The organism is Bradyrhizobium sp. IC3195 (genome assembly GCF_020193585.1).
GTDB classification, from domain to species: domain Bacteria; phylum Pseudomonadota; class Alphaproteobacteria; order Rhizobiales; family Xanthobacteraceae; genus Bradyrhizobium; species Bradyrhizobium yuanmingense.
This window is the reverse complement of record NZ_JADYVG010000005.1, coordinates 215,397-241,735: the sequence shown is the minus strand read 5'-3', so window position 1 is coordinate 241,735 and position 26,339 is coordinate 215,397. Positions and strand designations below refer to the sequence as shown.

26 protein-coding genes are annotated in these 26,339 nt (G+C 64.2%); 7 read left to right on the top strand and 19 right to left on the bottom strand.

The window, feature by feature from the left end; translation table 11 throughout:
• Positions 1–176: 176 nt before the first annotated feature.
• On the bottom strand, positions 177–653 hold the full coding sequence (locus I6F09_RS13775; RefSeq protein WP_036005431.1) for a hypothetical protein: 477 nt from the start codon (positions 651–653) through the stop codon (positions 177–179).
• A gap of 409 nt (positions 654–1,062) precedes the next feature.
• A complete protein-coding gene (locus tag I6F09_RS13770) occupies positions 1,063–1,992 on the bottom strand; it encodes a LysR family transcriptional regulator (protein WP_225188272.1) in 930 nt (309 codons plus the stop codon).
• Positions 1,993–2,120: 128 nt separating this feature from the next.
• Here I6F09_RS13770 and I6F09_RS13765 point away from each other — a divergent pair, with 128 nt between their 5' ends.
• Both I6F09_RS13765 and I6F09_RS13760 read left to right on the top strand, forming a co-directional pair.
• Positions 2,121–3,059 (top strand): ring-cleaving dioxygenase, encoded by a 939-nt coding sequence (locus I6F09_RS13765; protein ID WP_225188271.1) that lies wholly within the window; start codon positions 2,121–2,123, stop codon positions 3,057–3,059.
• Entirely contained in the window at positions 3,056–3,682 is a 627-nt protein-coding gene (locus I6F09_RS13760; protein ID WP_036005438.1) for an alpha/beta hydrolase, read from the top strand. The genes I6F09_RS13765 and I6F09_RS13760 overlap by 4 nt, the downstream gene beginning before the upstream one ends.
• Before the next feature lie 40 nt (positions 3,683–3,722).
• Here the strand turns inward: I6F09_RS13760 and I6F09_RS13755 are convergent, their stop codons facing one another.
• Positions 3,723–4,697, bottom strand: coding sequence for a magnesium transporter CorA family protein (locus I6F09_RS13755; protein ID WP_036005440.1), 975 nt, complete (start codon positions 4,695–4,697; stop codon positions 3,723–3,725).
• Between the two features lie 193 nt (positions 4,698–4,890).
• On the opposite strand from I6F09_RS13755, the gene I6F09_RS13750 reads away from it, so the two are divergent.
• Complete coding sequence (locus I6F09_RS13750) at positions 4,891–5,802, top strand: arginase family protein (protein WP_225188270.1); 912 nt, start codon at positions 4,891–4,893, stop codon at positions 5,800–5,802.
• A gap of 27 nt (positions 5,803–5,829) precedes the next feature.
• On the opposite strand, the gene I6F09_RS13745 is transcribed toward I6F09_RS13750, so the two are convergent.
• The 3 genes from I6F09_RS13745 to styA form a co-directional block, all read right to left on the bottom strand.
• Positions 5,830–6,357 carry a flavin reductase family protein gene (locus tag I6F09_RS13745; protein WP_225188269.1) on the bottom strand — a complete coding sequence of 176 codons (528 nt, stop codon included), beginning with the start codon at positions 6,355–6,357 and terminating at the stop codon, positions 5,830–5,832.
• Positions 6,357–6,659, bottom strand: a complete 303-nt coding sequence (locus tag I6F09_RS13740) for an EthD family reductase (RefSeq protein WP_225143943.1) — start codon at positions 6,657–6,659, stop codon at positions 6,357–6,359. The genes I6F09_RS13745 and I6F09_RS13740 overlap by 1 nt, the downstream gene beginning before the upstream one ends.
• A gap of 69 nt (positions 6,660–6,728) precedes the next feature.
• Positions 6,729–7,979, bottom strand: a complete 1,251-nt coding sequence (gene styA, locus I6F09_RS13735; protein WP_225143945.1) for a styrene monooxygenase subunit StyA — start codon at positions 7,977–7,979, stop codon at positions 6,729–6,731.
• Positions 7,980–8,071: 92 nt separating this feature from the next.
• On the opposite strand from styA, the gene I6F09_RS13730 reads away from it, so the two are divergent.
• Positions 8,072–9,028 (top strand): LysR family transcriptional regulator, encoded by a 957-nt coding sequence (locus I6F09_RS13730; RefSeq protein ID WP_225133545.1) that lies wholly within the window; start codon positions 8,072–8,074, stop codon positions 9,026–9,028.
• A 210-nt stretch (positions 9,029–9,238) separates the two neighbouring features.
• Entirely contained in the window at positions 9,239–9,826 is a 588-nt protein-coding gene (locus tag I6F09_RS13725) for a hypothetical protein (protein ID WP_225128887.1), read from the top strand.
• A 408-nt stretch (positions 9,827–10,234) separates the two neighbouring features.
• Here the strand turns inward: I6F09_RS13725 and I6F09_RS13720 are convergent, their stop codons facing one another.
• The gene (locus I6F09_RS13720) at positions 10,235–10,555 is read right to left on the bottom strand and encodes a hypothetical protein (RefSeq protein WP_225128885.1); all 321 of its coding nucleotides are present in this window, start codon (positions 10,553–10,555) and stop codon (positions 10,235–10,237) included.
• A 552-nt stretch (positions 10,556–11,107) separates the two neighbouring features.
• Here I6F09_RS13720 and I6F09_RS13715 point away from each other — a divergent pair.
• Positions 11,108–11,350, top strand: coding sequence for a hypothetical protein (locus I6F09_RS13715; RefSeq protein WP_225128883.1), 243 nt, complete (start codon positions 11,108–11,110; stop codon positions 11,348–11,350).
• A 137-nt stretch (positions 11,351–11,487) separates the two neighbouring features.
• Here I6F09_RS13715 and I6F09_RS13710 read toward each other — a convergent pair whose 3' ends face one another.
• From I6F09_RS13710 to I6F09_RS13675, 8 genes are all read right to left on the bottom strand, one after another.
• Positions 11,488–11,874, bottom strand: coding sequence for a nuclear transport factor 2 family protein (locus tag I6F09_RS13710; RefSeq protein ID WP_036035076.1), 387 nt, complete (start codon positions 11,872–11,874; stop codon positions 11,488–11,490).
• 210 nt (positions 11,875–12,084) lie between these two features.
• Positions 12,085–13,740, bottom strand: coding sequence for an amidase family protein (locus I6F09_RS13705; RefSeq protein ID WP_225188268.1), 1,656 nt, complete (start codon positions 13,738–13,740; stop codon positions 12,085–12,087).
• A gap of 228 nt (positions 13,741–13,968) precedes the next feature.
• Positions 13,969–15,462, bottom strand: coding sequence for an ABC transporter substrate-binding protein (locus tag I6F09_RS13700; protein ID WP_225188267.1), 1,494 nt, complete (start codon positions 15,460–15,462; stop codon positions 13,969–13,971).
• 56 nt (positions 15,463–15,518) lie between these two features.
• Positions 15,519–16,523 (bottom strand): oligopeptide/dipeptide ABC transporter ATP-binding protein, encoded by a 1,005-nt coding sequence (locus tag I6F09_RS13695; protein ID WP_225188266.1) that lies wholly within the window; start codon positions 16,521–16,523, stop codon positions 15,519–15,521.
• Positions 16,520–17,533, bottom strand: coding sequence for an ABC transporter ATP-binding protein (locus I6F09_RS13690; protein WP_036005531.1), 1,014 nt, complete (start codon positions 17,531–17,533; stop codon positions 16,520–16,522). Before I6F09_RS13690 ends, I6F09_RS13695 begins: the two co-directional genes overlap by 4 nt.
• A gap of 2 nt (positions 17,534–17,535) precedes the next feature.
• Positions 17,536–18,423, bottom strand: coding sequence for an ABC transporter permease (locus I6F09_RS13685; protein WP_036005488.1), 888 nt, complete (start codon positions 18,421–18,423; stop codon positions 17,536–17,538).
• The gene (locus tag I6F09_RS13680) at positions 18,420–19,370 is read right to left on the bottom strand and encodes an ABC transporter permease (RefSeq protein WP_036005490.1); all 951 of its coding nucleotides are present in this window, start codon (positions 19,368–19,370) and stop codon (positions 18,420–18,422) included. The genes I6F09_RS13685 and I6F09_RS13680 overlap by 4 nt, the downstream gene beginning before the upstream one ends.
• An 84-nt stretch (positions 19,371–19,454) precedes the next feature.
• Complete coding sequence (locus I6F09_RS13675) at positions 19,455–20,876, bottom strand: amidase family protein (RefSeq protein ID WP_225188265.1); 1,422 nt, start codon at positions 20,874–20,876, stop codon at positions 19,455–19,457.
• A gap of 124 nt (positions 20,877–21,000) precedes the next feature.
• On the opposite strand from I6F09_RS13675, the gene I6F09_RS13670 reads away from it, so the two are divergent.
• Positions 21,001–21,888 (top strand): LysR substrate-binding domain-containing protein, encoded by an 888-nt coding sequence (locus I6F09_RS13670; protein WP_036005494.1) that lies wholly within the window; start codon positions 21,001–21,003, stop codon positions 21,886–21,888.
• 6 nt (positions 21,889–21,894) lie between these two features.
• Here I6F09_RS13670 and I6F09_RS13665 read toward each other — a convergent pair whose 3' ends face one another.
• Genes I6F09_RS13665 through I6F09_RS13650 form a run of 4 tightly spaced genes read right to left on the bottom strand, consistent with a single transcriptional unit; the run spans position 21,895 to position 26,329 of the window.
• Positions 21,895–22,830, bottom strand: a complete 936-nt coding sequence (locus I6F09_RS13665) for a carbohydrate kinase (protein ID WP_225188264.1) — start codon at positions 22,828–22,830, stop codon at positions 21,895–21,897.
• A 5-nt stretch (positions 22,831–22,835) separates the two neighbouring features.
• Complete coding sequence (locus tag I6F09_RS13660; RefSeq protein ID WP_225188263.1) at positions 22,836–24,482, bottom strand: FGGY-family carbohydrate kinase; 1,647 nt, start codon at positions 24,480–24,482, stop codon at positions 22,836–22,838.
• Positions 24,483–24,516: 34 nt separating this feature from the next.
• Positions 24,517–25,290 carry an SDR family oxidoreductase gene (locus I6F09_RS13655; protein WP_036023419.1) on the bottom strand — a complete coding sequence of 258 codons (774 nt, stop codon included), beginning with the start codon at positions 25,288–25,290 and terminating at the stop codon, positions 24,517–24,519.
• 31 nt (positions 25,291–25,321) lie between these two features.
• Positions 25,322–26,329 (bottom strand): ABC transporter ATP-binding protein, encoded by a 1,008-nt coding sequence (locus I6F09_RS13650; protein ID WP_036005503.1) that lies wholly within the window; start codon positions 26,327–26,329, stop codon positions 25,322–25,324.
• Positions 26,330–26,339: the final 10 nt, after the last annotated feature.

Below are 26,339 nucleotides of genomic sequence, written 5' to 3'. Positions count from 1 at the left end.
CGGAGCTCCCAAGCGTTCTCTCCTGCGGCACCAGCGGCTGGCCAAGCGGAAAGATCAATCCCACGACTCCAGCCGGTTCTTCAGCAGGTCGCCCGGCCGGCGCTGTGTTTCCGGCCGGGGCAGCGCGCCCCCCAAGAGATCAACTACCTTCGTGCGGGACCTGTTAGCATTCGCTATCACGAGCCCGAAGTTTTAACGACCAGCTTTATGTTGAGCAGGTTGACACCCTTGAATGGGTTCGGCGCGCTTTCGATGGTTCCCGTACCCGTTGCATTCGCGTAGGCACCAGTGCCCGACAGAATCGTGTATTCGCCCGTCGATTTGCCGTCTTTGGCCGATCCGGTGTAGCGCGCCGTAATCGAGCCTTCCTCGAACGTGTAAGTGCTATAGCCGAAGAAGGGGCCAGACCCTTTGAGCTGGTCCGAACTGTTGACGAACTCTTTCACGCCGATACGGCCATCGCTGAAGACGGCCACTCCGAAGAATTTCCCGGACACGACCGTCTGTCCTTCAACGTTTGCGGCCTCTATGACCTTGAGGTCGAGCGGCTTGGTGACGAGCTTGAACTCGAGCACCCGCTCACCGGCTACGGCGGTTGACGCCGCGACGGCCAATGCCACACCAGAAAGGAAAAAGGTGAGAGACTTCCGCATAGCTTCCTCCTGCGCTTGTTGAAACCAAGTCGAGAAGTGCGGGCGACTCATCGAGCCAGGCTCTTCGCGGTGGCACGGAAGAGAGCCCTCGGCAACGCCCGACAGCGGCTGAACTCTCTCTGTCCTGAGGCGAAGTCGGGACGCGAATATGAGTCCCAAGCCACGGGAAGAAAGTTCAAGTCTCCGTTGCGATATAATCGTATCCAGCCACTGCGCGGGACTCTCAGCAGAGGCACAATCATCATGGCCTCTGCTGGTTGCCGGACTTCATCTTATCATTCGCGCAAGAGTAATTCCGAGGAATCACTGTCAACAACGCTGACAATGGGAGAACCCATGCCACTCACAATTTCAGCGGCAGAGTCCCTAGACTGGCGCTGCGAGCCGTTGCCCCGGCAGATTCGTGGCTTCACGACCCAGCCTCCGCACGTCTGCGCCCGCCAACTTCCTCATCCTCCCGCCCGAACCGCTCGACCAGAAAATCGATGAACAGCCGCACCTTCACCGACAGATGCCGCGTCGGCGGATACACCGCATAGAGCGCTAGCGGCGGCGCGGAATAATCATCCAGCACTGTCCGCAACTCGCCTTTCCGCAACGCATCGGCCGCAATGAACTCCGGCAGCAGCGCCAGCCCCCTGCCCTTGACTGCGACGTCGCGCAGCACCTCGGCATTGTTGACGCAGAGCGACCAGGCCGGCTGGATCCAGTGATCGCCGTCGCGGCCTGTGAGCTTCCATTGATTGCCTGTCAGCAGGAAGCCGTAGGTCAGCGAAGCATGCTCGCGCAAATCCTGCGGATGTTTTGGCGTGCCGTGCCGGGCGAGATAATCCGGCGACGCACAGATCATGCGCGCCACCGGCATGATCTTGCGCGCGATCAGGCTGGACGATTCCAGCTCCGCAATCCGCAAGGTCACGTCAAAGCCGTCCTGCACGGGATCGAGCAGATCGTCGCTGAGCACGATCTGGAGCTGCAGCTCCGGGAAGCGCGCCATGAAATCGGCGAGCACGGGCCCGAGGCGCATCGTGCCGAACGACATCGGCGCGTTGACGCGGAGCAGTCCCCGCGGCGCCGATTGCGCCTGCGTCACCGCCTGGTCCGCCGCTTCGATCTCCGAGAGGATCACGACCGCGCGCTCGAAATAGCGCTGGCCGTTCTCGGTCGGGCTGGCGTGCCTTGTGGTGCGCTTCAGAAGCTGGACCCCGAGGCTCTCCTCGAGGTCGGCGATGTATTTGCTGATCGCCGAGCGCGACAGCCGCAGCTGCCGGCCGGCCTCGGCAAAGCTGCCGCTTTCCACCACCTTCACGAAGGCCCGGAGGCTGCCGAGCTTATCCAAGGGATCGCCCCGTCAACTGTTTCCAAATCGTAGACATAGCCGTCATATTTGCATGGATTGTCTCCAATCCAAAGCGGAACGATATTTCCGGCCAGAGCAAGACCGCTCCCCGAATCTGGAGGACGACAATGTCTGGACTGCACCATGTCACCGCGATCGCCGGCGATCCCATCCGCAATTTCGGCTTCTACACGCGGGATCTCGGCCTGCGCTTCGTCAAGAAGACGGTCAATTTCGACGATCCCGGCACCTACCACTTCTATTACGGCGACGAGACCGGCCGCCCCGGCACCATCCTGACCTTCTTTCCGTGGGCCGGCGCCTCGGCCGGCCGCCGCGGCGTCGGCGAGACCCATCAGACCGCCTTCCGCGTGCCGCAGCGCTCGCTCGGTTACTGGACGCAGCGCTTCACCGAGAAGGGCATTCGGTACGAAGCGCTGGAGAAGCGCTTCGGCGAGTCCGTGCTGCCGTTCACCGATCCCGATGGCATGGCGCTCGCGCTGGTCGGCATTCCCGGTGCCGAAAACGAGCCGGGCTGGAGCAATGGCGACGTGCCGGCCGAGCATGCGATCCGCGGCTTCCACGGCGTGACCCTGCTGCTCGACAGCGCGGCGAAGACGGCGGCCATCCTCACCGACGTGTTCGGCTTCAAGGAGACCGGGCGCGAGGGCTCGGTGATCCGCTTCAAGGCACCCGGCGATGCCGAGGGCAGCGTCGTCGACATCTACGAGGCCAAGGGCTTCCTGCGGGGCCATCAGGGCGGCGGCTCGGTGCATCACATCGCCTTCCGTGCCGCCGACGATGCCGCACAGGGCCAGATGGCCGCGAAGCTCGTGAGCAATCACGGCCTGCACCCGACCGAGCAGCGCGACCGCAACTACTTCCGCTCGATCTATTTCCGCGAGCCCGGCGGCGTGCTGTTCGAGATCGCGACCGACATCCCCGGCTTCGCGGTCGACGAGCCCGTGGCGAGCCTCGGGCGCAAGCTGAAGCTGCCTGCTTTCCTCGAACCGCACCGCAAGCAGATCGAGGGCGTTCTGCCGAATCTGGAAGAGACCGCGTCATGACGGAGACTGCATTCATCCATCGTTTCGAGCCCGCAGGCGACGCGGGCTCTCCACCTCTGCTGCTGCTGCACGGCACCGGCGGCGACGAGAACGACCTGCTCGGCCTCGGCCAGATGATCTCGCCCGGCTCTGCCCTGCTTTCGCCGCGCGGCCGCGTGCTCGAGCACGGCATGCCGCGCTTCTTCCGCCGTCTCGCCGAAGGCGTGTTCGACGAGGAGGACGTGCGCCGTCGCGCGCACGAGCTGGGCGAGTTCGTCACAGAGGCGCGGCAACGCTACGGCCTCGCCGCGCCGATCGCAGTCGGATTCTCCAACGGCGCCAACATCGCGGCCGCGCTGTTGCTGCTGCAGCCGGACGTGCTGGCCGGCGCGATCCTGCTGCGCGCGATGGTGCCGTTGTCGGATCCGCCCAAGGCTGCGCTCGGCGGCAAGCCGGTGCTGCTGCTCTCCGGGCAGGCTGATCCAATCGTGCCGGCGAGCAATTCGGCACGGCTCGCCGCACTGCTGTCGCAGGCAGGTGCGAGCGTCACCCACAAGGTGCTGCCGGCAGGCCATCAATTGTCGCAAGCTGACGTGACGCTCGCCCGCGACTGGATCAGCAAGGCGGACGCCAAGGCCGCATGATCGAGCAGCGGCGCATCGTTTGAACGATGCGCCGCTGCCATCACTCGAACCAGCCGCGCCGCTTAAACCAGATCAGCGGCAACAGGCCGCTGGCGATGATTGCGAGCCAGGCCAGCGGATAGCCGAAGCTCCAGTCCAATTCGGGCATGTGCTTGAAGTTCATGCCCCAGACGCCGACCATGATGGTTGGCGGCACGCCGACGACTGAGACGATCGTCAGGATCTTGAACAGCTCGTTCTGCTGGATGTTGATGAAGCCGAGCACGGCATCGAGCAGCAGCTGGATCTTGTCCGACAATCGCGTCTCGTAATCGCTGAGCGAGACGACGTCCTTGGACACGGCTTCCAGACGCTTCTTCGAGGATGCCGTGATCCACTCGCTGCCGACGTCGCCGGCAAACGCGGCAACGCGGCCCACCCCGAGCAGGACATCGCGCGCCTTGGCGAGCCGGTCGGCCAGCTCGCCGACAGTCTCCAGGGCCTCCCGCATCCTGCGGCTGGAGCGCACCGGGCGCTGGGTGCGCACCAGCCCGCCCCTAAAGACACCCCGCGAAAGCTGATCGACCTTGCCGCCGAGATGCTCCAGGACATCGGCGCCGCGATCGATCATGGCCTCGAGCAGGCTGACGAACACGCACATGCCGTTCTCCAGGCTGTCATCGGAGCCGATGCGCTTGCCGATGTCGTCGAAGATCGGCAGCTCTGCGAAGCGCACCGTCACCAGCACATGCGGACCGATGACGAAGCCCACCGGCGTGATCTCGGCCTCGTCGGCCTCGGTGACCCGGACCGCGGGCGAACTGAGATAGAGCGTGCCGTGGTCGAAGATCAGGCGGCTCGACGCCTCGATCTCGCTGAGCGAGTCTTCCGAGGGAATGCGGATGCCGAGCAGCCGCTCGACGAACTGCTTTTCCTCGTCGGTACCGTTTAGAAGATCGGCCCAGATGACCTCCGTGGGCATTTCCGCGCCGATGCCGTGCCAGTCGTCGGACGGCCACCTGTAAAGTCTGAGCAAGAACCGAACTCCGTGGCCGCATCGTCATGCCGGATGGCGCCGCCGACTAACGCATGAGAGTTCCAGACGTTCAAGACCCTCCAAGTGACAGCGGCATTCCAGGGGACATCGAGATACCGACCCGGAACACGGTCGAGCGATGCACGTTGACGGACGCGCGGGTGATCCATGGATACGCGTAGTGCATCCCGACATGACGACATTCCTAGGCGTTGAGGCCTGCGACCTGACCGCCCCACCGCCGGCGGCTGACGCGATCCTGTTCGGCGCGTCGGATGCCACCCCGTACCTCGCAGGTCAGACCAGCCATGCCGCAAGAGCGCCCGACGTCATCCGTCGCGCGCTGCGTCACTATGAGAGCGATCTCACCCGCTGGGATTTCGATCAGGACGCCGAGCTGCTCGATCCGAGCAAAATGAGGGTCTTGGACGGTGGAAACGTCCCGACCGACCCAATGACGCCGGAGAGCAACCGTGATGCCATCAGAGCAGCCACGCAGGCCGTCCTTTCGGTCGGCGCCGTTCCGATTCTCCTGGGCGGTGATGATTCCGTCCCCATTCCTTTCTTCGAGGCGTTCCAGGACTGCAAGGGACTGACAGTCGTGCAGATCGACGCCCACCTTGATTGGCGGGATCAGCGAAACGGATCGGGCTATACCTTCTCCAGCACGATGCGGCGCGCCAGCGAATTGCCCTGGGTCAAGCGCATCGTGCAGGTCGGCTTGCGCGGCATCGGCGGCTCCGGTCGCGCCGAATTCGACGATGCAAAGGCGTGGGGCGCGAAGATCTTCACGGCAAGACATGTCCAGCATCACGGGATCGCAAGCGTTTTCGACGCGATCGAGGATGACGGCGAGTGCCTGATGACCATCGATTGCGACGGTCTCGATCCATCGGTCATCCCCGGCGTGCTCGTCCCACAGCCCGGCGGCCTGTCCTATTTCGACGTTGTCGATCTCATACGGGGTGTCGCGGCAAAGTCCAGAATAGTCGGCCTGGACATCGTCGAATTCGTTCCCGAGCGCGATGTGCAGAATCTTGGAGCGATTGCGATCGCGCGGATCATATGCAATGCGCTGGGTTGCATTGGGAGACGGAAGGTATAGTGGTTCACCCTTCCGAGCACAGTCGTCTCAGGTCCACCATCCGTCACCGGGATAGGAAACACGATCCGCGGAAGAGATTTCCATCCCGACGCCCCTTCGAAGACGGCTGGCGTAGAATGCGAGAGGCGTTCCCTCATTGTGCCGGCACCAGCGCACCTCGCCGATGAAGAGCGTGTGGTCGGCGATTTCGATCGATTGGACCACCTCGCAGGCGAACTGCGCGATCGCCTGCGGGAGCACGAAAAATCCTTGGCGAGCGACGAGCGGCGGAGCGTCGCGCAGCAAGGGCCTTCCGGCAAAGTGCGCGCAGATCGCGGCGTCTTCCGCATGCAGGACATTGACCGAATAGACGCCGGACCTGGCCACAGCCTGCCACGTCCGCCCGTGCATGAGAGAGACAAGCACCGTCGGCGGGTTTGCCGAAACGGTCGTGAAGCTGTTGGCGGTCATGCCGAGCGGCGCGCCATCCTCATCGACGGTCGCGACGACGGTAATGCCCGTCGCGAACCGCGATGCGGCTGCCCGAAAACCGGCCGGTTCGGCATGATGGCCCATTACGCGCCTTCGATCTTGAAATGGCAGAGTGTCGCCCCCTTGGGCGAATAGTTTGGCACGTCGGCTGCGACCTTCCGGCCGATCTCCGAACCGAGCGCCGCGTCCATCGCAGCCGCATCGGGGAAGAAGGCCTGGAAGATGCAGAACGGCGCCTCCCCCGGTCCGAGTCGTTGGGGGAAAGCGTAATGATGACGCACCAGACCAGGGAGCGTCGCTGCCAGGGGGGCATGCTTGTCGACGTAGTAGGCCCTGAAGGCCGATGGATCGTCGGGCGTCGGGTAAAGAACGGTCAGGCAATGCATTGGTGTTCCTCTCAGACATGGTTCAGCATCCGCCCAGGAGCGAAACTGAGTCCGTACGGCGGTTCGTCGTCAGGCGGCGATCCTGCCGCTTCTATCGATCCAGGCGTGGATGCGTTTGTCGCTCGCCAGACGATCCCACTGGCGCTCCGGATAATTGAAGTTCTCGGTGAACTCGTCGCAAAGCTCCCGGTCCTGCGACATGGCGAAGATCAGCCGGCCCATGGCTTCCGATGGCGGCTGCAGCATCATGTTGGTCCAGCGGGCAGCGGCAAGCACGCGGTTCTCGCGCGCACGGTCGACGTCCTCGACGAAGCGCGCATCGAATGCCACCGCATCGGCGATCGCCTTGCCGAGCTCGAAGGCCGCATATGAGGCCATGTTGGCGCCCTGGCCCATCAAGGGATCGACGACGGAGTGAACGTCGCCCAAGGCAATGGCGAGCTTGTCGCCGTCGAAAGCTACCCAGGACTGCCGCACCGTCGGCACCACCGCGCCTTGCAGCAGGTCGAGCGGCTGGGCCAGCCCGAAGCGATGCGTGTCGATCCGGTCGTAGGTGTGCGGATGATGCTTTTCCAGCTTGTCCAGAAGGGTCTGGCGGAATGCTGCCGGGTTGGCATCGTAGCTGAGCGAGACCAGGTCGGCCATGTCGCCGCCGGGAATGTTTTCCATCAACAGCGCCGTTTTCATGCCGCCGAAGCTCAGCGTGGGGATGACGATCATCTCGCCATGGCCGGGCGAGACGGACAGGGTGACGCCGCGCGGATCGTCGTCATCCGGGCTGCCGTGATCGACGCCGTCGTACAGGCCGACGCAAAGCAGGCGCTGCGGCCGATCGTACGGAGAGAGTTCGGGCCGGTGAGCGAACATCCGCCCGAGGGCGCCCTTGCCGGTGGAGACGACGAGAAGGTCGAAGCGCGAGACCAGCGCGGGGATGTCGTCATCCTGAATGCTGGCATACTCGATCAGGCCGCCACGATCCTCGAAGTCCTTCATCAGGGCCGGCAGGTAGATTCGATAATCCACCGCGCGGCTCGGCCGCTGAAATGCACCGCGGAACAGGAGCCCGCCGTCGGGGAAATTGAAGAAATGATCGTGGTGGTGATAGACCACTTGGGGATCATCCCAGTGGTTCACGCCAAGCTCGTTCTCCCGCGCGATGGTGACGCTGTGATGCGCGACGGTGTTCATCAGCCGTGTCGCCGCATACTGCTCCGGGGCGCGGTCCGTCAGCACGGTTGCCGCAATGCCCTGCTTCTGCAGGTAGAGCGCCAGATGCAGGCCGCCGGTGCCGGCCCCGAGAATGCCGATCGATTTGCTCATTCGTGTCCTCCCCTGAACGCAGGAAGGCTAGACCGGACCAGCCATGCCGTATATGGAATGGTCAGAATAATATAAATTCCGGCGAGGAATGAATGGACCGGATCGAGGCGCTGCAGACCTTCATCCGGGTGATGGAGGCAGGGAGTTTCACCCAGGCCGCCGACGACCTCGGTTTGGGTCAGCCGGCGATCAGCAAGCGCATCGCGCTGCTGGAAGCCGAGTTTCGCTGCCGACTGTTCGTGCGCACCACGCGCAAGCTGCGGCCGACCCCGGAAGCCGACCGCGTCTTGAAATACGCCAAAGACATCGTCGCGCTGCTCGAGAGCGCCGGCGCGCCGACGCAAAGCCGGATCGGCAATCCGTCAGGGACGTTGCGCATGACGGTGCCGACCTCGTTCGGCCGCTTCTTCTTCCGTGAGATCTTCGCCGAATATACCCGCCGCTATCCTGATGTCCGGCTGGACGTCAGTTTTACGGAACAGTTCGTCGACCTCATCGAAACCGGGACCGAGCTTGCGATACGGATCGGCAGCCTCAATTCGAGCTCGCTGGTGGCGCGGCGGGTGGGCACCATTAAACGCCTGCTGGTGGCGGCGCCCGCGCTGCTTGCGCGTCATCAGGTACCCTCGTTGCCGGATCATCTGCGCCGCATGCCCTGCGTCACCTACTCGCGCCTGTCGCAGAAGAATCAGTGGACGTTCGAATCCGAAACCGGCCGTTACGTCGTGGACATCGCGCCGGCGATGACCTGCGACGATGCGGACGTGATGACGCTGGCTGCATTGGAGGGGATAGGCGTCGCCGTGCTGCCGAACTGGTGCACCGTCGAGCACATCGCGGCCGGCCGTCTCGTCCATGTGCTGCCCGACTTCGTCGTGCCGCCGCTGCCCATGCATGTCGTCTATCCCGACCCGCAATGGATGTCACACCGGGCACGACTGTTCCGCGATCTGATCATCGAGCGTGCGGACGTCTTTGCGCTCGCTGATCGCTTTCGAAACGCCGATCTCGCCCCTTCGGCAACCACGGAAACTGGCTCGTTCCGTTGAGTGTTCGGCGTCTGGAAAGGGGCCACAAGCAGCAGTCGAGGTACGCACGGCTCCGCCGCCGCTCTGAGAGCCAACATTGATGGCCTCAGCATTGTTCGGCTCAGGGCCAGAAGCGGACAAACGTCGCTTCCAATTGTTAGCCACAGAGTGGTGTTTCCTTAATTTCCTGTGTGACAAAATCCGAGGATCGCAGGGATATTGCTTTGAACGATGCGGCTTTCACTAACGACCCGCGCTGACAATCTCGCTAAGCGTCGTAGCAAGATTCCTGAATGGATCGCTGCTGCATCGTCCGGCGACGTGGACGCTCAGTTGGCCCTCGCGTGGGAGTATGCCCGAGGTGATGCCGTTGCGCCCGATCTCGTGACGGCATGGAACTGGTTTGATCGTGCCGCCTCATCTGGTCAGGAGAACGGCGTCTTACATCGAGCCCGCTTCCTTCAGCTTCGCGGTGTCCCGGAGGGGGTTCGAGAACTTCGCAAGCTCGCTGTCAAAGGTAATTGGAACGCACAGTTTTGGCTCGCGACGCACTATCAGTCCCGAGACGGGCGTTTGAACCAGTTGAGAGCCGCCGTGTGGTACGACCGATCCTACAAAAACGGCTTGCTCGGCGGCAAGCTCGCCAAGCTGGCGCAACTGAGAAGAACCGCGCATCAACCCTACAAGACTGTGTTTGCCGTCAGGCTCCTCATTGAAGCCTTTTCGTTTTTCTTGCAAATTTTTCGTCAAGAGCAGAAGATCGAACTCCACGAGGTGCTTCTGTATCGCTTAAAGAGCAGACCTCGTGAGAGCAGCTAATCGGCGGTTGAAGTCTGCATCGGGTCAAAAGCTTGCGCTAATCGCGAGGTTTCTTGACTATGAAATCAAATGTTGAAGTAGGACCCTGCTGCCTCTTCCAATCCGCAAGCCTCTCCTCTTGCTCGTGCAACTCACGATACAGCTCAGACATCCGGGCAAATATCGACCGGATAGTTTCATCATTCGCGGCCTTCGAAATCTGAGCACATCGCTCGGCCGTGTCGAGATTTTCGCTCATGAACGCTGTCTCTACGCTACCACTAGGCCCTTACCTTGGCCTTCCGGCCAGACGTCTCGGATGCCTCAACGCATGCTTGTACTCGGATCGGGAAATGAACGGCCAAGCATTGTAATCTCCAGCCGCAAGAAAGCCGGAGGCACGATCGTGAGAAATCGGATTGTGCCAACTCACCACATCGGGCGGGCGCGTCGCATCGGGTGGAGGCCGGGCAATGAAATCTTCCGCCAACGGTACTCAAAGTCGCCGTCGAGAAACAATATCCAGCGCAGCACTTCGCGTTTCCAGACCGGATCGAGGCTGTGACGTCCGACCAAGCGATGCTCCTTCATATCGCTGTAGAGGAGCCACGACATGTCTGTAATCGCCCAGATCGCTGGGTCCCCGTCGTTCACCGGCATAGTTCGTTCAAACTGATCGTTGGTAATCGAGTTGGCAATCAGGTGTCTAAGGTTTCGTGAAAGCTGGTCGCGTGCTGCGCGATCTATCATCCTGCTACTCATCCGATCCGGCCGGTGGATCATTCACCCGGCAAACCTTCCGTTGAGTTAGCAGCTTTGCTCGCAGTTGAGAGAAATCTAGCGAGGTCCGCTTCGGGTCAAAAGCCGCCGGTTTGCCCAGCAGTCGGGGCGCTTCCGGTTTACCCCGCTCCGGACAACTCGTCGCTACGCCCTAACGGAAGATGGGCCAACAGCGGAAGTCGCGCTCATTCGATCAGCTCGTTGCGCAGATAAGTCCTTGGCTCAGACTTCATTTCGGCAGCCCGGGGCAATGTGCCGCACGCCGGTTGATGGAAACGCGGTTCGGGGATGAGAAAAAAGGAGCTTCCGATTTCGGCGCAGCGGAGTTGATACCGCACGGGATCACCACAGTGGTGCCCTGACCTTCCGCCGCCACTGTGGAGCCAAGTCGCTCGGGCGGGGGTCGCATGGTGGTCGGCACGAGACGGAAAGTTCCACTCCGGCGGCCTGCCTGTGACTGCGTCCGTATAGGCAAATCGCGGAGCGACGCTCCGACGTCGGCTTTCGGGGAGCACACGGGTCATGGATGAAATCCTGCGTTGGGTGGCGACAGTCGGCACGATCGGGGCCGGGCTGATCCTAGCTGCGCGGGCGCGGCCACTCGTTACCGGCTGGGCCTTCGTCGTACTGAGCGGTGCATCGGTGATCTGGATCGTCGTCGGCTATCTAACAGCGGAATATGCGCTGATGGTGCAAAACGTGGTGGTGACACTTATCAACGTGTTCGGCGTCTACCGATGGCTGATCTGGAAAGGAAATGTATGAAAGCGTTCTGCCTGCGCGCTTTGCCGTCCGCGCGCCAATTGTCGGCACGCAGGTTACTTCCGATTTCCCCCGATGAGCCGACAACAGAGACGCTGCCTGGACCCGCACCTCTGGGCCACATTCGGACATGCGCGTCGTTAGGCTGACGAAGGTCCTTCAACAATCTTCCAATACGAGTCCTTGCGGATCACCTCGTCCGCGCGAAAAGTGTAAAAGTCACATCCTCGGACCTCGATCTTTTTTCCTTCGCCGGTCGTGCCCGTTAGCGTCCATTTTGAAATGCCCGTGTTTGCCATCGTATCCACAAAATGCTCGGCGTCGCCGTAGTGAACATCCGGTAAGCCTTCAAAGCGCGTCGCGAGCCCGTCTCGTACGTTGCGTTTGCCCTCGAAGCGGGAGCCCCAAGGCTTGCTTCCCCTCGGCATCTCCAAGACACAATCGTCAGCAAAGAACTCCATGATGGAATCCAAGTCGTGCGCGTTGAACGCTTCACACAGCGCCGTCAATTTCGATCGAATGTCCATCCTTCCCTCCATCGAGTTCCCGGAAGGGATACAATAACACAAGGGCACACAGGTGAGTTGAAGGGCCGATTAGACGTCTGGTCGATGGCGCCTTCGGGTCACAAAGCGCCCTCCCCAGGGCAGGACGGCACGTCCGCCATATCGGTGAGAACAGACAACGGATTTGTCAGCGCATGCCACCACCACCAACCGGCACATGCACAGTGCACTCTAAAGCGCCGGCAAGCCGGGTGGCGGCTTGCGCTTGGCGGAGGCCTGCTCATACGCGTAGGCCAGACGCAGCAGCTTGTGTTCGCTCCAGGCGCGGCCTGCGAAGGTAACGCCGAACGGATAATCGGGCGTGTCCTTGCCGTCGACGCCGGCGACGAAGCCGCACGGCACGAGGACACTGGGATAGCCCGCCCTGGCGGCGATTGCGGCGCCTTCGCTGCCCGGGAACAGCACGGCGTCGAGCTTGTGCTGGTTCATGTAGGCATCCATGCCGCGGGTCCTGGCGCTGAGCAGGTCCATGGCGAGTGCCGCCTTGTACTCGCGTTCGCTTAGGTCGCCCCGGGTGAGGTCGGCTGCGAGGAAGTTGTCCTGGCCGAAGCGGAGCGCCTTGCCCGCATTGGCCTCGTTGAAGGTCACGATGTCGGTCATGGTCTTGATGGTGGTGTTGGTCGCCCAATCCCTCAGGTAGAGGTTGAGATCTCGTTTCAGCTCGTAGATGAAGACGATCCGCTGCGGGACCGCATTGCCCCTGTTGGCGCTCAGCGGATTGCGGTTGAGCACGGCCATGATCGTACCCGGTCCGCTCATCCAGCCGGCTGTCGGAATGCTGGCGCGCACGATCACGGCGCCGAGATCCTCCAGCACCTTGATCGCTTCCCCTACCACCTTCGCTCCTTTGAGGGGCAGCTTGCGGAAGAAGGGATCATTCAGCGGATCGGCGGGATCGCTCGGCACGCCGATGCGCGCACCTTTCATCGCATCGCGCGTCAGACCGGCGGTGTAATCGGCCGGCCGCCGCTGCTTTTGCGTCGCCGGATCGAGCGGGTCCTTGGCCGCGAGCACATTGAGCAGCAGCGCCGCGTCGCGCACGGTCCGCGTCATCGGCCCCGCGGTGTCCTGACTATGCGAGATCGGCACGATGCCGGCACGGCTGATGAGCCCGACCGTCGGCTTCACGGTGACGAGGCCATTCTGGCTGGCGGGAAAGAGCAGCGAGCCCGAGGTCTCCGTGCCGATCGAGGCCGCACACAAGCCCGCCGCCACCGCGACCGCCGAACCCGCGCTCGAGCCGCCCGGGGACACGACGGGGATGCCGTGATCGTCGGCCAGCGCCGGCGCATAGGGATTCTTGACCTGACCGCCCAGCGACGAATAGCCGGGAGGCATGTCGACCGCGAGCATGTTGGAGAACTCGGTCAGATTCGCCTTGCCGAGGATCACCGCGCCGGCCTCGCGCAGCAGCTTGACGAGCGTTGCATCGTCCCGGGCGCGGGCGCCTTCCAGCGCCAGCGAGCCCGCCGTGGTCGGCTGAGCGTCGCCGGTCGCGATGTTGTCCTTCACAAGGATCGGGATGCCGGCCAGCGGCCGCTTGGCCGACGGCTTGACGCCGTCGAGCCTGCCCGCGATCGTGAGCGCGTTGGGATTGAGCGCGCGGACCGCGTTGAGCTGCGGTCCATTACGGTCGTAGGCTTCGATGCGCGCGAGAAAGGCTTTGACCAGCGCCGTGGCAGTGACATGCCCATCGGCCAAAGCATGAGCGATATCGCTCATCGACGCATGATCGAGCCTTGCATGATCAAGCTTTGGGGAGATCGGCGCCTCGGCGCTGACGGCCGCCGCGGCAATGCCGGCATTGCGGCGGGATGATTTCTGCACGGCTGCCTCGACCGACGGCGCGCGTCTCCACCACGAGACTCGAGCATGCCATCATGCCAGTGTTTTGCCCGACGGGTCAACTTTCGGGCGCATCGCGTCGATCACACAGGCGCAACGTGCAAGCCATTGAAATGACTGACCCCGGCTACTGTGCATGGGGTTGTTTTTCAGGTTTTGTTTGGAGCTGCCCTCTCCAACGCGTGGAGAGGGCACAGCAATGGACGCCGCCTATTCCCAATACCAAGCGGAGAAGTCGTTCTCGAACTGCGGGACTTCCTTCCAGACGCCCTTCAGCTTCTTGTTGATGACGGTGGGCCATTGCGGCTGGAACAGGTAAGCCGAGACTGCATCGGTCGCCAGCATGCGCTGGGCATCGCCAAGCAGCTTGGCGCGGCCGGCTTCGTCCGGCGTCGAGACGATCTGCTTGTAGAGCGCGTTGAACTTCTCGTTGTTGTAACCGAGGTAGTAGTCCAGCTCCGTGATCTTGACGAGGTCGAACGGCTCGACATGGCTGACGATGGTGAGATCGAAATTGTGCGGGCCATTGCCGGCGAACACCTGCGACAGCCATTGCGCCCATTCGACGTTCTCGATCTTGGCGATGATGCCGACCTTGGCGAGCTGGGCGGCGACGATCTCGCCGCCTTGCCGCGCATAGGGTGGCGGCGGCAGCTTCAATGACAGTTCGAGCGGCGTGGTGACGCCGGCTTCAGTCAGCAGCTTCTTGGCCTTCTCGGGATCGTACGGGTTGATGCCGGTGGTGTCGACATAGCCGAGCGATCCCGGCGTGTAGAAGCTGCCGATCGGCGTGCCGTAACCCTCGACCGCGCCGTCGATCAAGGCCTTGCGGTCGATCGCGGCGAGGATGGCGCGGCGAACGCGGACGTCGTCGAGCGGCTTCTTGCGATGGTTGATGGCCACGATGGTCTTGGCCCTGGAGCCGCCGATCAGCACCGTGAAGCGCGGATCAGACTTGAACTGAGCAACCACGCGGGTCGCGATGCGCGGGAATGCGTCGACGTCGTTCGAGAGCAACGCCGCGGCCTGCGCCGCCGGATCGGAGATGAAGCGGATCGTCACCTTCGACAGCTTGATCGCAGAGGCGTTGCGGTAGTCGGCCCATTTGTTCAGCGTGATCGAAGAGCCCTTGGCCCAGGCGCCAAGCTGGTACGGTCCGGTGCCGACCGGCTGCGTGACATTGGTGCCAGCGCTCTTCGGCTCGACGATCGAGCCGCCCGCCTGGCCGAGCAGGAACGGCAGGTTCGGCTCGGAATATTTCACCGTGATCACGACGGTGTCGGCGTCGGGCGTCTCGACCTTCTCGAAGGCCTGGTACAGGCTCTTGTCCTTGTTGGTGCTGGTGGGCGCCGCGTTGCGCTCGAACGAGAACTTCACCGCCGCGGAATCGAACGCTTCGCCATTGTGGAATTTGACGCCCTTGCGCAGTTTGAACGTATAGGTCTTCAGATCGGGCGACGCGGTCCAGCTCTCGGCGAGCAGCGGTGAGGTGGAGCCGTCCTCGTTGATCTTGGTCAGCGTCTCATAGATATTGTAGAGCGTGACCTCGGCGATCGCGGCAGCGGCGGCGTTGGTGGGGTCGAGCCCCGGCGGCTCAAGCGTCATCCCCATGACGACGCTGTCCTTCTTGCTCTGCGCCAGCACCGGCAAAGGCGCCGCGACGAGCGCAGCGGCAAAGGCGACGATCGATAATTTCCTGAACATGCGCAAACTCCCCGGCCAATCCTGTTTCCAGCTTAACGCCAATCCTGCCCCGAACACTAACCTTCCATGGCCGCCTGCGGCAACGCCATCACGGCCTCGGCCTTGTGGCAGGCGGCAAGGTGCCCCTCGCCCACCTTGCGTAACGCAGGCGGAACCTCGCGGCAATGCTGGTCGGCAAGCGGGCAGCGCGATGCATAGGGGCATCCGGTCGTCACCGCCGAGTGCGAGGCGATCGCCTGGGCCCCGCGGCGGCGCCGGCCACCTCCGGCGCGAGCCCGCGGCACCGCCTCCAGCAGCGCCCGCGTATAGGGATGGGCGCAGCGCTCGAACAAATCCTCTGGCCGCCCCTGCTCGACGATGCGGCCGAGATACATCACCGCGACCTCGTCGCAGAGATAGTCGACCACGGCGAGGTCATGGCTGATCAGGATGTAGCTCAGGCCGAACTGCTCCTGGAGGTCCTGCATCAGGTTCAGCACCTGGGCCTGCACGGAGACGTCGAGCGCCGAGACCGGCTCGTCGGCAACGATCAGCTTCGGCTGGGTGATCAGCGCACGCGCAATCGCGATGCGCTGGCGCTGGCCGCCGGAGAATTCGTGCGGATATTTTTCCATGTCCGCATCGCGCAAGCCGACCTGGCGCAGCACCGCGGCGACGCGGTCGCGGAACGTGGTGCGGTCGGCACCTTCCAGCACGGTCAGCGGCTCGGCGACGATCCGCGCGATGGTCTGCCGCGGATCGAGCGATCCATAGGGATCCTGGAACACCATCTGGAAATCGCGCCGGGCGCGGCGCAGCCCGTCGGCCGGCAAGCGGTTGAGATCGCGCCCGAGCAGCGCGACCTGTCCTGCCGTCGGCCGCTCCAGCGCCATCACGACGCGCGCGAAGGTAGACTTGCCGGAGCCGGACTCGCCGACGATGCCGAGGCTCTTGCCGGCCCGGACCTGCACACTGACGCCGTTGAGTGCGCGCACCTGCCCCGGCGGACGGAACAGGCTCTCGCGCGGCAGCGTGTAGCGCTGTTCGAGATCCCTGACGTCGAGAAGCGGGGCGATGCTCATGCGGTCAGCGCTCCGACGCGCTCGGCCATCGACACGTCCGTTCTTATGCAACGCGCAAAATGGCCGGGGCCGACATCCACCATCGGCGGCAACGCGGCGCGGCACTGGTCGATCACGAGTGGACAGCGATCGGAGAAGGTGCAGCCGGACGGCAGATCGGCGAGCTCCGGCACCGTGCCGGAGATCGTCCTCAGCCGCGTCCCCTTACGCGCGCCGAGCTTGGGCCGGGCACGGAACAGGCCCTGCGTGTAGGGATGGCCCATGCGACGGAACACCTCGTCGGTCGGGCCGCTCTCGACGACGGTGCCGCCATACATCACCATCATGCGCTGGACGTTCTCGGCAATGACGCCGAGATCGTGCGAGATCAGGATCATGGACATGCCGCGCTCCTCGACGAGATCGGCGATGAGGTCGAGGATCTGGCCCTGGATGGTGACGTCGAGCGCGGTGGTCGGCTCGTCCGCGATCAACAGGTCCGGCTCGCAGGCAAGCGCCATCGCGATGGTGATGCGCTGACGCTGCCCGCCGGAGAACTGGTGCGGATAGGCATCGACACGACGTGCGGGGTCGGGCAGCCCGACGCGGTCGAGCAAAGCGATTGCTTCCCGACGTGCCTGCGCCGCCGAATAACTCTTGTGACGGCGCAGCGGCTCGGCGACCTGGTTGCCGATCGTGTGCATCGGATTGAGCGCAGTCATCGGCTCCTGGAAGATCATGCTGATGCGGTTGCCGCGCAGGCGGCAATAGTCAGAATCCGCAAGTCCGACGAGTTCATCTTCGTCCAGCTTGACGCTGCCGGTCACGACGGCACTGTCCGGCAGCAACCCCATCAACGACAACGCCGTGACCGACTTGCCGCAGCCGGACTCGCCCACGAGCCCGAGCGTCTCGCCGCGCTTCAGCGCAAAGCTGACACCGCGCACGGCCTGCGCTGGCCCGCGGCTGGTGTTGAGGCGAACGCCGAGATTGTCGACCACGATTAGAGGCATGTTGGAGCACTCGGCCATCGTCATCGCTCCCGCGCCAGCCGGGGATCGAGCAGGTCGCGCAATCCGTCACCGAGCAGGTTGAGGCCGAGCACCGAGATTGCGATCGCAACGCCCGGATAGACCGCGAGCATCGGCGACTGGAACAGCAACGTCTGCGCATCGTTCAGCATCCGTCCCCAGGATGGCTGCGGCGGCTGCGTGCCGAGGCCGAGATAGGACAGCGCGGCCTCGGCGAGAATGGCGAGCGCGAACTGGATGGTGACCTGCACGATCAGGATCGACAGGATGTTCGGCAGCACATGCTCGATGGTGATGCGGAAGCGCCCCTTGCCCGCCGCCCGTGCCGCCAGCACGAATTCACGCGCCCAGATCGCATTGGCCGAGCCGCGCGTCAGCCGGGTCAAGGTCGGGATCTGGAAGATGCCGATCGCGACGATCGAGGTCACCATGCCCGGCCCCACGACGGCGGCGAGCATGATCGCGGACAGCACGGCCGGAAAGGCGAAGGTGAAATCGGAAAAGCGCATGATGATCTCCTCCGTCCAGCCGCGCCGGGCCGAGGCGATCAGACCCAGAGTGACGCCGAAGGTAAGACCGATGCTGACGGCGATGACACCGACCATGATGGTGGATCGGGCGCCCGCAAGCAGCAGCGAGACGATGTCGCGGCCGAAGGAATCGGTGCCGAGCCAATGCGCCGCCGAGGGCGGGCGGAGCTTTGCGGCGATGTCGATTTCGTAAGGCGACCAAGGCGTCCATACCAGCGACAACAGTGCCGAAGCCAGCACCAGAAGGCTCAGCGTGCCACCGAGGACGAAGCTGCGGTGGCGCAGCGCGCGGCGCCAGAACGTGCGCGCCGGCAGCGGACGCGTTGCGACGGGCGCGTCGATGGTGATGGGCGCGCTCACAGGTCGTGCACCTTGATGCGGGGATCGATGAAGGCATAGAGCACATCGACCACGAAATTGACGATCACCACCATCGCGGCGAGCAACATCACGCAATTGCGCACCACGATCAGGTCGCGGTTGGCGATCGACTGGAAGATCAGGCGGCCGAGGCCCGGCAGGTAGAACACGTTCTCGATCACGATGGTGCCGGCGAGCAGATTGGCGAATTGCAGGCCCATCACGGTCATCACGGGGATCATGGCATTCCGCAGCACGTGGCTCCACAGCACCTCGCGCTTGCCGAGGCCCTTTGCGCGGGCGGTGCGGACGAAATCCTCGCGCAGCACTTCGAGCACGGCCGAACGCGTGACGCGCGCGAGGATCGCGGCCTGCACCACCGCGAGCGAGATCGCGGGCAACAGCAGCGACCTGATCCCCGGCCAGATGCCGTCCTCCCAGCCGGCAAAGCCACCGGCCGAAAGCCATTGCAGCCGCACCGAGAACAGCAGCACCAGGAGAATCGCGAACCAGAAATTCGGCAGCGCGATGCCCACTTGGGTCAACGACATCACGCCGACATCGCCGAGCTTGTTGTGGTTGGCGGCGGTGTAGATACCGGCCGAGAGCGCCAGCGTCACCGTGATCGTCATGGCCATGATCGCGAGCGGAATGGTCAGCACCAGCCGCTCGGCGATCAGGCTGCCGACCGGGGTGCCGTAGACGTAGGAATTGCCGAGATCGCCGACGAGGAGGCCCTTGATCCACTGCAAATAGCGAACCGCCAGCGGCTGGTCGAGCCCGAGCTTGACGGTGAGCGCGCGCACCGCGTCGGGCGAAGCATCGGCGCCCATCAGCATCTGCGCTGCGTTGCCGGGCAGCGCGTCCAGCACCAGGAAGATGATCAGCGATGCGCCGACCAGCGTCGCCAGCAGAGTCAACAGACGTCGGAGGACAAAGACGCTCATGCGCGCTCGGCTTCAGGGCTCACCCAGGCCACGATCAACATGTCCGGACGCCTTAAGCAAGCTCTTTGCTGCATCTCCATCTCCTCAAGACGGCCAGCGGGACAGAAGGTCGCTTGACGCCTCGAACAGAGCGCTCACGCGCAGCAATTCCGCATCGGCCCGGAAACGGCCGACCAGTTGGAGCCCGATCGGCAGCCCGTCGCGGGCAAAGCCCGAGGGAAGGCTGATCGCGGGGTGACCGGTCATGTTGAACGGCATTGTCCAGGGGAACCAATGCGGCCGGACGGTGTCGTAATGCCTGCCGTCGATCTCGATATTGCCGAACAGGTCCTGCTTGATCGGCAGCGCGGTGCGCGTCAGCGTCGGCATCGCCAGCAGGTGACCGCGCGCAAGCAGCGATTGCACGCGGCGGAACAACGCGGTGCGCGCGAACATCGCCTCCTGATAGTCGATGCCGCTGACTTCGCTGGCGAGCGCGAGCTGCTTGAGGAAGGCCTCGCTCAGTTCGTCCCGATGCTCGGCCGCAAGCTTGGCAAAGCGCGTGCGCCAGACGGTGTGGTTGATGGCGCGCCAGATCGGCTCGATGTCGAACCCCTCGCCGGAGAATTCCTCGAGCTCGGCCCCTAACCCGGCCAGCCGGTCGAGGCTCACCTTGAAATTGGCGGCGACTTCGGCCGATACCGGACGGCCCGGCGGCGTCAGGCAGTACAGGATCCTCAGCCCGCGCAAATCACCATGCGGGGCGGCGGTGCCGATGAAGTCGGGCACGGGCACGGCGATCGACCAGGGATCGATAGGATCTTCGCCCGCCATCGCCTGCATCATCAGCGCGGTGTCCGCGACGGTGCGGGTGGTCGGCGTGACATAGGTCTGGTTGCCGAACACGTCGAGCGCCTGGCTGTGCGGGATCACGCCGTTGCTCTGCTTCAGGCCCACCACGCCGTTGCAGGCGGCCGGAATTCGTGTCGAGCCGCCGCCGTCGGTCGCAATAGCGAGCGGCGCGATGCCGCTCGCCACAGCGACCGCCGCGCCGCCGCTGGAGCCGCCGGAGGATCGGCAGGCGTCCCACGCATTGCGGGTCCGACCGAACAAAGGTGAATCGGTGAGGCACTTGCTGCCGAACTCCGGCGTCGTGGTCTTGCCGATCAGGATCGCGCCTTCGCTGCGCAACCGCGCGACGGCGACGGCATCCTCGGCCGGCACATTATCCTTGTAGGGAACGGCGCCGAAGGTGGTCTTGACCCCCTTGGTATTGACGATGTCCTTGACGGTTACGGGGATGCCGTGCAGCAGGCCGAGCGGTTCGCCCGCCATCGCCTTGCGCTCGGCTTCGCGCGCCGCTGCGATCGCCTCGTCGCCGCACAACGTGACGAAGCAGTTCAATTCGGGCTGGAGGGCCTCGGCGCGGGCAAGCACAGCGCGGGTGAGCTCGACTGGCGAAATCCGCTTTGCCGCGACGAGACCGCGCAGCTCGGTCGCGGACAACAGACAGGGATCGCCGTTCATCGTCACATCACGCTCCGAAGCGGGCCGCCATTGGCCCGAAGACATTGACAGCGAGAATGACAGTTTTGTTAACTCGCCGTCCAATACGATTTTTATCGCCAACCCATACGCTCTCGGTATGCCAATGGATCTTCGCCGGCTCCGCTATTTTGTCGCCGTCGCCGAGGCGCGCAGCATCGGCAAGGCGGCCGAGCAGCTCCGGATGGCGCAGCCGCCCCTCTCGGTCCAGATCCGCAAGCTCGAGGCCGAGATCGGCGCGCCGCTGTTCCGCCGCGGCACCCGTGGCATGGATCTGACCGAGGCCGGCCAGGCATTGCTGGCGCGCGCCAGCGAAGCGCTGGCGTTGGCAGCCGACGGCGCCGAAGCCGCACGCGCGGTTGCTTCGGGACGGCGCGGCCGGCTGTCAGTCGGTTACATGTTCGTGCTGGCGAATGCGATGTTGCCGCGACTCATCCCCGAACTGCGCCGCGCAGTTCCCGGCGTCGATCTCAGCTTCGTTGAGCTGAGCGCCTCGACGCGTGAGGCCCGCGTGCTCGACCGCAGCGTCACAGTCGCGCTGTGTATGCCCGCAATCAATCATCCCGAGATACAGGTGGCAAAGATCGGTGCACAGCCTTTCATGCTGGCCATGCCGATCCGCTCGCCACTCGCCCGCTTGAGCTCGGTGCCGATGGCCCGGCTGCAGGGCCGCCCGCTGATCGCACTCCCGCATCCGGACCATGGGCCCGCCTCCTCCGCGGTCGTCCCTTTATTGCGTCGGCACCAGGTGGTGATGCCGATCGCCAGCCGGGTGGAGACGGTGCATTCGGCGATGAGCCTGGTCCTGGCCGGCGAAGGTCTCGCCATCCTGCCGGCCTGCGCACAGCTCGGCGCGCCACGCGGAGTCGTGTTCAGACCCCTGCGTGACGTCACTGACTCCCTCGACATCGCAGTCTGTTGGCGGCGGGACTCCCACAGTCCGTTGATCGGAACCTTCCTCAAATGTGCCGAGAAGGCCGTCGCGCGGATGTGACGTGGGCTACCAGTCCCAATTGATCTCGTGGCTCCAAGGCGGATCGGCGCCCGGACGGGTGCAGGTCAGGCCGGCACAATTGGCGGCGAAGGAAAGCGCACGGCGGAGCTCGTCCGCGCCGATGTCCTGCAATCTCGGCCGGGCGATGCGATCCTGCTTGTAAAGTGCCAACAGCAGCGCCGCCTGAAAGCTGTCGCCGGCGCCAATAGTGTCCGCCACCTCGACCTTCGGTGCTTGCACTTCGATCTGCCCTGCTTGCGCATGCCAGGCTATGGCACCGCTATTGCCGCGGGTGATGACGACGAGGCTCGTCCCCTGCCCCAGCAATGTGCTCGCGCGCTGCTGATACGGCTCCTCGCCGAAGAGATAGGCGAAATCGACGTCCGACATCTTGATGAGATCGGCACTCCTCGAGAACTCGACCATGCGGGCGAGATAGGTTGGCTTGTCCTTGACGAGGTTCGATCGGCAATTCGGATCGAAGGAGATCGTGGACGACGCCCGCGCGTCTGCGATCAGCGCCTTGGTCTCGGCCGCACCCTGGTCGTTGACCAGCGTGGTCGAGCCGACATGGACGGCCTCGACAGTATCGAACGGAATGGACCCATGCCGGTAAGTCCAGTTCCGCGTCGCGGTCTCGGCATCGTAGAAGGCGTAGTGCGACTCGCCCTCGACAATGCGGACAAAGGCGAGCGTGGTCTGGTGGTCGCTGCGGGTGGCGAGATCGAGTGCAACCTTCGATGCGGAGGCATGATCGGCGATCATGCGCCCGAACAGGTCGGTCGAGATGCCGCCGACGAAACCAGTCGGCGCGCCCAGCCGCGCCATGCCGATCGCGACGTTGAGGCAGGAGCCGCCGACCGCGGGCATCACCGCTTCGCGCCCTTCGACGTTTCGCGTCGGCACGAAATCGATCAGCGCGTCGCCGCAGGCAATCAGCATGTCCTTCAACCTCTCGCGACGCTGCGCATCGCGGCACGGCTGCCGCGATCGAGCTCGCGCAGCAGCTTGTAGACCTCGCGCTTGCGGGCGTGAAACGCGGCCATATCAGGCGCGGTCGGCTCGCTCTTGCGCCCCAGCGCCGACATCTTGGCCATGGTCTCACCGATCGAGGCATAGGCGCCACCGGCGACCGCCCCTAACATCGCGGCGCCCAGCAGCACCGGCTCCTTCGTCTGCGGCAACGCGACCGTGAGACCGGTGGTATCCGCCATGATCTGCCGCACCAAAGGACTGCGGCTGGCGCCGCCACCCATGATCATGATGCTGGAGCGGACCCCATGCGCGGCAAAAGCCTCGATGACCTCCGCAAGCCCGTAGGCAAGACCGCAGAGGCCGGCGACGAACAGCCGTTCCATCGCGGCGATATCGGTGTCGAGATCAAGGCCCGCGATCACCGCGCGCGTGTCGGGATCGGCATAGGGCGAGCGGTTGCCAATGAATTCCGGCAGCACGTGGACGTCGCGCGCCAGCAGCGCGGCACGGCTGGCACCGCCGGAGCGCGCGATGATGCGGCGCTCGAGGAAATCGATGAGATCGAGGCCTTCGCTGCGTGCCGCCGCGCTCGCCTCGCCATGGCCGGGATGCGACTTGAGGAGATGATCGATCGCAGCGCCCGCGGCGGACTGCCCGCCTTCATTGAGCCAGAAATCCGGCACCATGCCGGAATAATAGGGACCCCAAACGCCCGGCACGAAGCACGGCTCCTTCGTCGTCGCCATGATGCAGGCCGACGTTCCCATGATGTAGGCGAGACGATCGCCGACATCGCTCGGGCCGGCTGCCCCGTCACGGCCGCCAATCGCACCGATACCGCCGGCATGGGCATCGATCAGGGAGGCGCCGACCGGGGTGCCCGGAGGAAGGCCGAGCTCGACTGCTGCTGCCGGCGTGAGACCTTTGCCGAGGCGCGTACCGGGCGCAACGATTTCGGTGCCGATGCGCGCGTATTTTTCGGCGACGAAGTCGGACAGGCCGATGCGCTTGAAGAACGGCGCGCTCCAGCCGCCGCCGTCATGGGCGAGATAGTTCCACTTGCAGGTGACGGTGCAGGTCGAGCGCTGCAGCGCGCCGGTCGCCCGCCAGGTCAGATAATCGGCCAGGTCGAAGAAGTGACCGGCGGCATCGAAACTCGCGCGCAGATGCCGCTTCAGCCATAGCAGCTTCGGCATCTCCATCTCCGGCGAGATCGAGCCGCCGACATAGCGCAGCACGGCATCCTCGGTCTCGTTGATCAGCCGCGCTTCGGCCGTGGCGCGATGGTCCATCCAGACGATGACGTTGCGCTGCGCCTCGCCGGAGGTGCTGACGGTGAGCGGCTCGCCTTGCGGATCGAGCACCACGAGGGAACAGGTGGCGTCGAAACCGATGCCGCCGATGCTGCCCGGCGTAATCGCTGCTTGCGACATCGCCGCGCGCACCGATTTGGCGCAGGCCTGCCAGATGTCCTCCGACGACTGCTCGACGATGTCGCCGGCCTCGTGCCAGATCCTGATCGGATGCCGGGCCGTCGCGAGCAGCGTGCCGGCCTCGTCAAACACCCCTGCCCGCGTGCTCGTGGTCCCCACGTCGACGCCGATATACGCTCGCGGCATGGTCTCTCCCGGTCCGTCCGTTTTGACGGTGAGCCTACCAGCAAGTGTAGCCGCCATCCACCAGCACGATGCTGCCAGTCATCAGGCTCGCGGCCTCGGACGAGAGGAACAGCACGACGGAGGCGATCTCCTCGACCTGCCCCATGCGCGCCATCGGAGTTCCACCGATCCAGGCGTCATACATTTTCGGATTGCTCTTCACGAAGGCGTTGAGCGGCGTCTCGATATAGGTCGGCGCCACCGCGTTGACGCGGATGCCGCGCGCGCCCCATTCGGCGGCCAGCGACTTGGTCAGATGGTGCACGGCGGCCTTGGAGGCGTTGTAGAAGCACTGCTCCTGCGGCTTGTTGACGATGAAGCCGCTCATCGAGCCGACATTGACGATGGCGCCGCTTCCAGCCTTCAACATGTGCTTGCCGAACTCGCGGCAGCACCAGAAGGTGCCGTTGAGATTGACGTCGATGACGTTGAGCCAGTGCTCGTCGGTAACGGTCTCGGCCGGCGTCTCGCTCCGCGCGATGCCGGCATTGTTGACGAGGATGTCGACCTTGCCATGGCGGGCGACGAGATCATTTGCCACCTCCGCCACGCGTGTGGTGTTGGTGACGTCCATGATTGCGGTCTCGATGTCGTAGCCCTTCGCCCTCAGGCTGGCTTTGGCGCCGTCGGCGACCTTGCCGTCGCGGTCGCCGATGATGACCTTCGCGCCGGCCTCGGCCAGCGCCTCCGCGCAGGCGAGGCCGATGCCCTGGCCGCCGCCGGTGATGAACGCGGTCTTGCCGCTCAGCCTGAATTTTTCCAGATACATGGTCGTCTTTCCGTCTTCTTGCCGTTTCTTGTCAGCCCCGAAGAGCGTTGCCGCTCTCGTCGAAGCGGTGAATGCGTGCAGGGTCGGGCATCAGCGACACCCGGTCGCCGGCATGCAGGCTCAATTCGCCGATGTAGCGCGCCGTCAGCATGCCGAGCGCACCGGCGTCGACGTAGAGGAAGGTGTCACTGCCGAGATGCTCGGCCACCGCAATGGTGCCCTGCCAGCCGCCACCGCCGTCACGCTCGATCTTCAGATGCTCCGGCCGGACGCCGATCGTCGCTGCCCCCTTCTGCAAAGCGGGCTCGCCGGTGACGAAATTCATCTTGGGCGAGCCGATGAAGCCGGCGACGAAGAGATTGGCGGGTCGCTCGTAAAGTTCCAGCGGCGAGCCATATTGCTCGATCTTGCCGCCGTTGAGCACGACGATCTTGTCGGCCATGGTCATGGCCTCGACCTGGTCGTGGGTGACGTAGATCGCGGTGGTGCCGAGCTGCTTCTGAAGTCGCGTCACCTCGATGCGCATCTGCACGCGCAGCGCGGCGTCGAGGTTGGAGAGCGGCTCGTCGAACAGGAATGCCTTGGGCTCGCGGACGATGGCGCGGCCGATCGCGACGCGCTGGCGCTGGCCGCCGGAGAGCTCGCGCGGCTTGCGGTCGAGATAGGGCGTGAGGTTCAGCGTCGCTGCGGCCGCCTCGACCTTGCGGTTGATCTCGTCCTTCGGCAGTCCCGCCATCTTGAGGCCGAAGCCGATATTACCGCGCACGCTCATATGCGGATAGAGCGCGTAGGACTGGAACACCATCGACAGCCCGCGCTTGGCAGGCGGCGTATCGACGACGTTCTTGCCGTCGATCAGGATCTTGCCGCCGCTGACGTCCTCGAGCCCCGCGATCAGCCGCAGCAGCGTGGTCTTGCCGCAGCCGGAGGGACCGACGAACACCACGAAGGAGCCATCGGCGATCTCGAGGTCGGCGCCCTTGATGATGTGCACGGGGCCGAAGGATTTCTGCACGCCCTGAAGTGTGATCTGACCCATGATCCGGCAG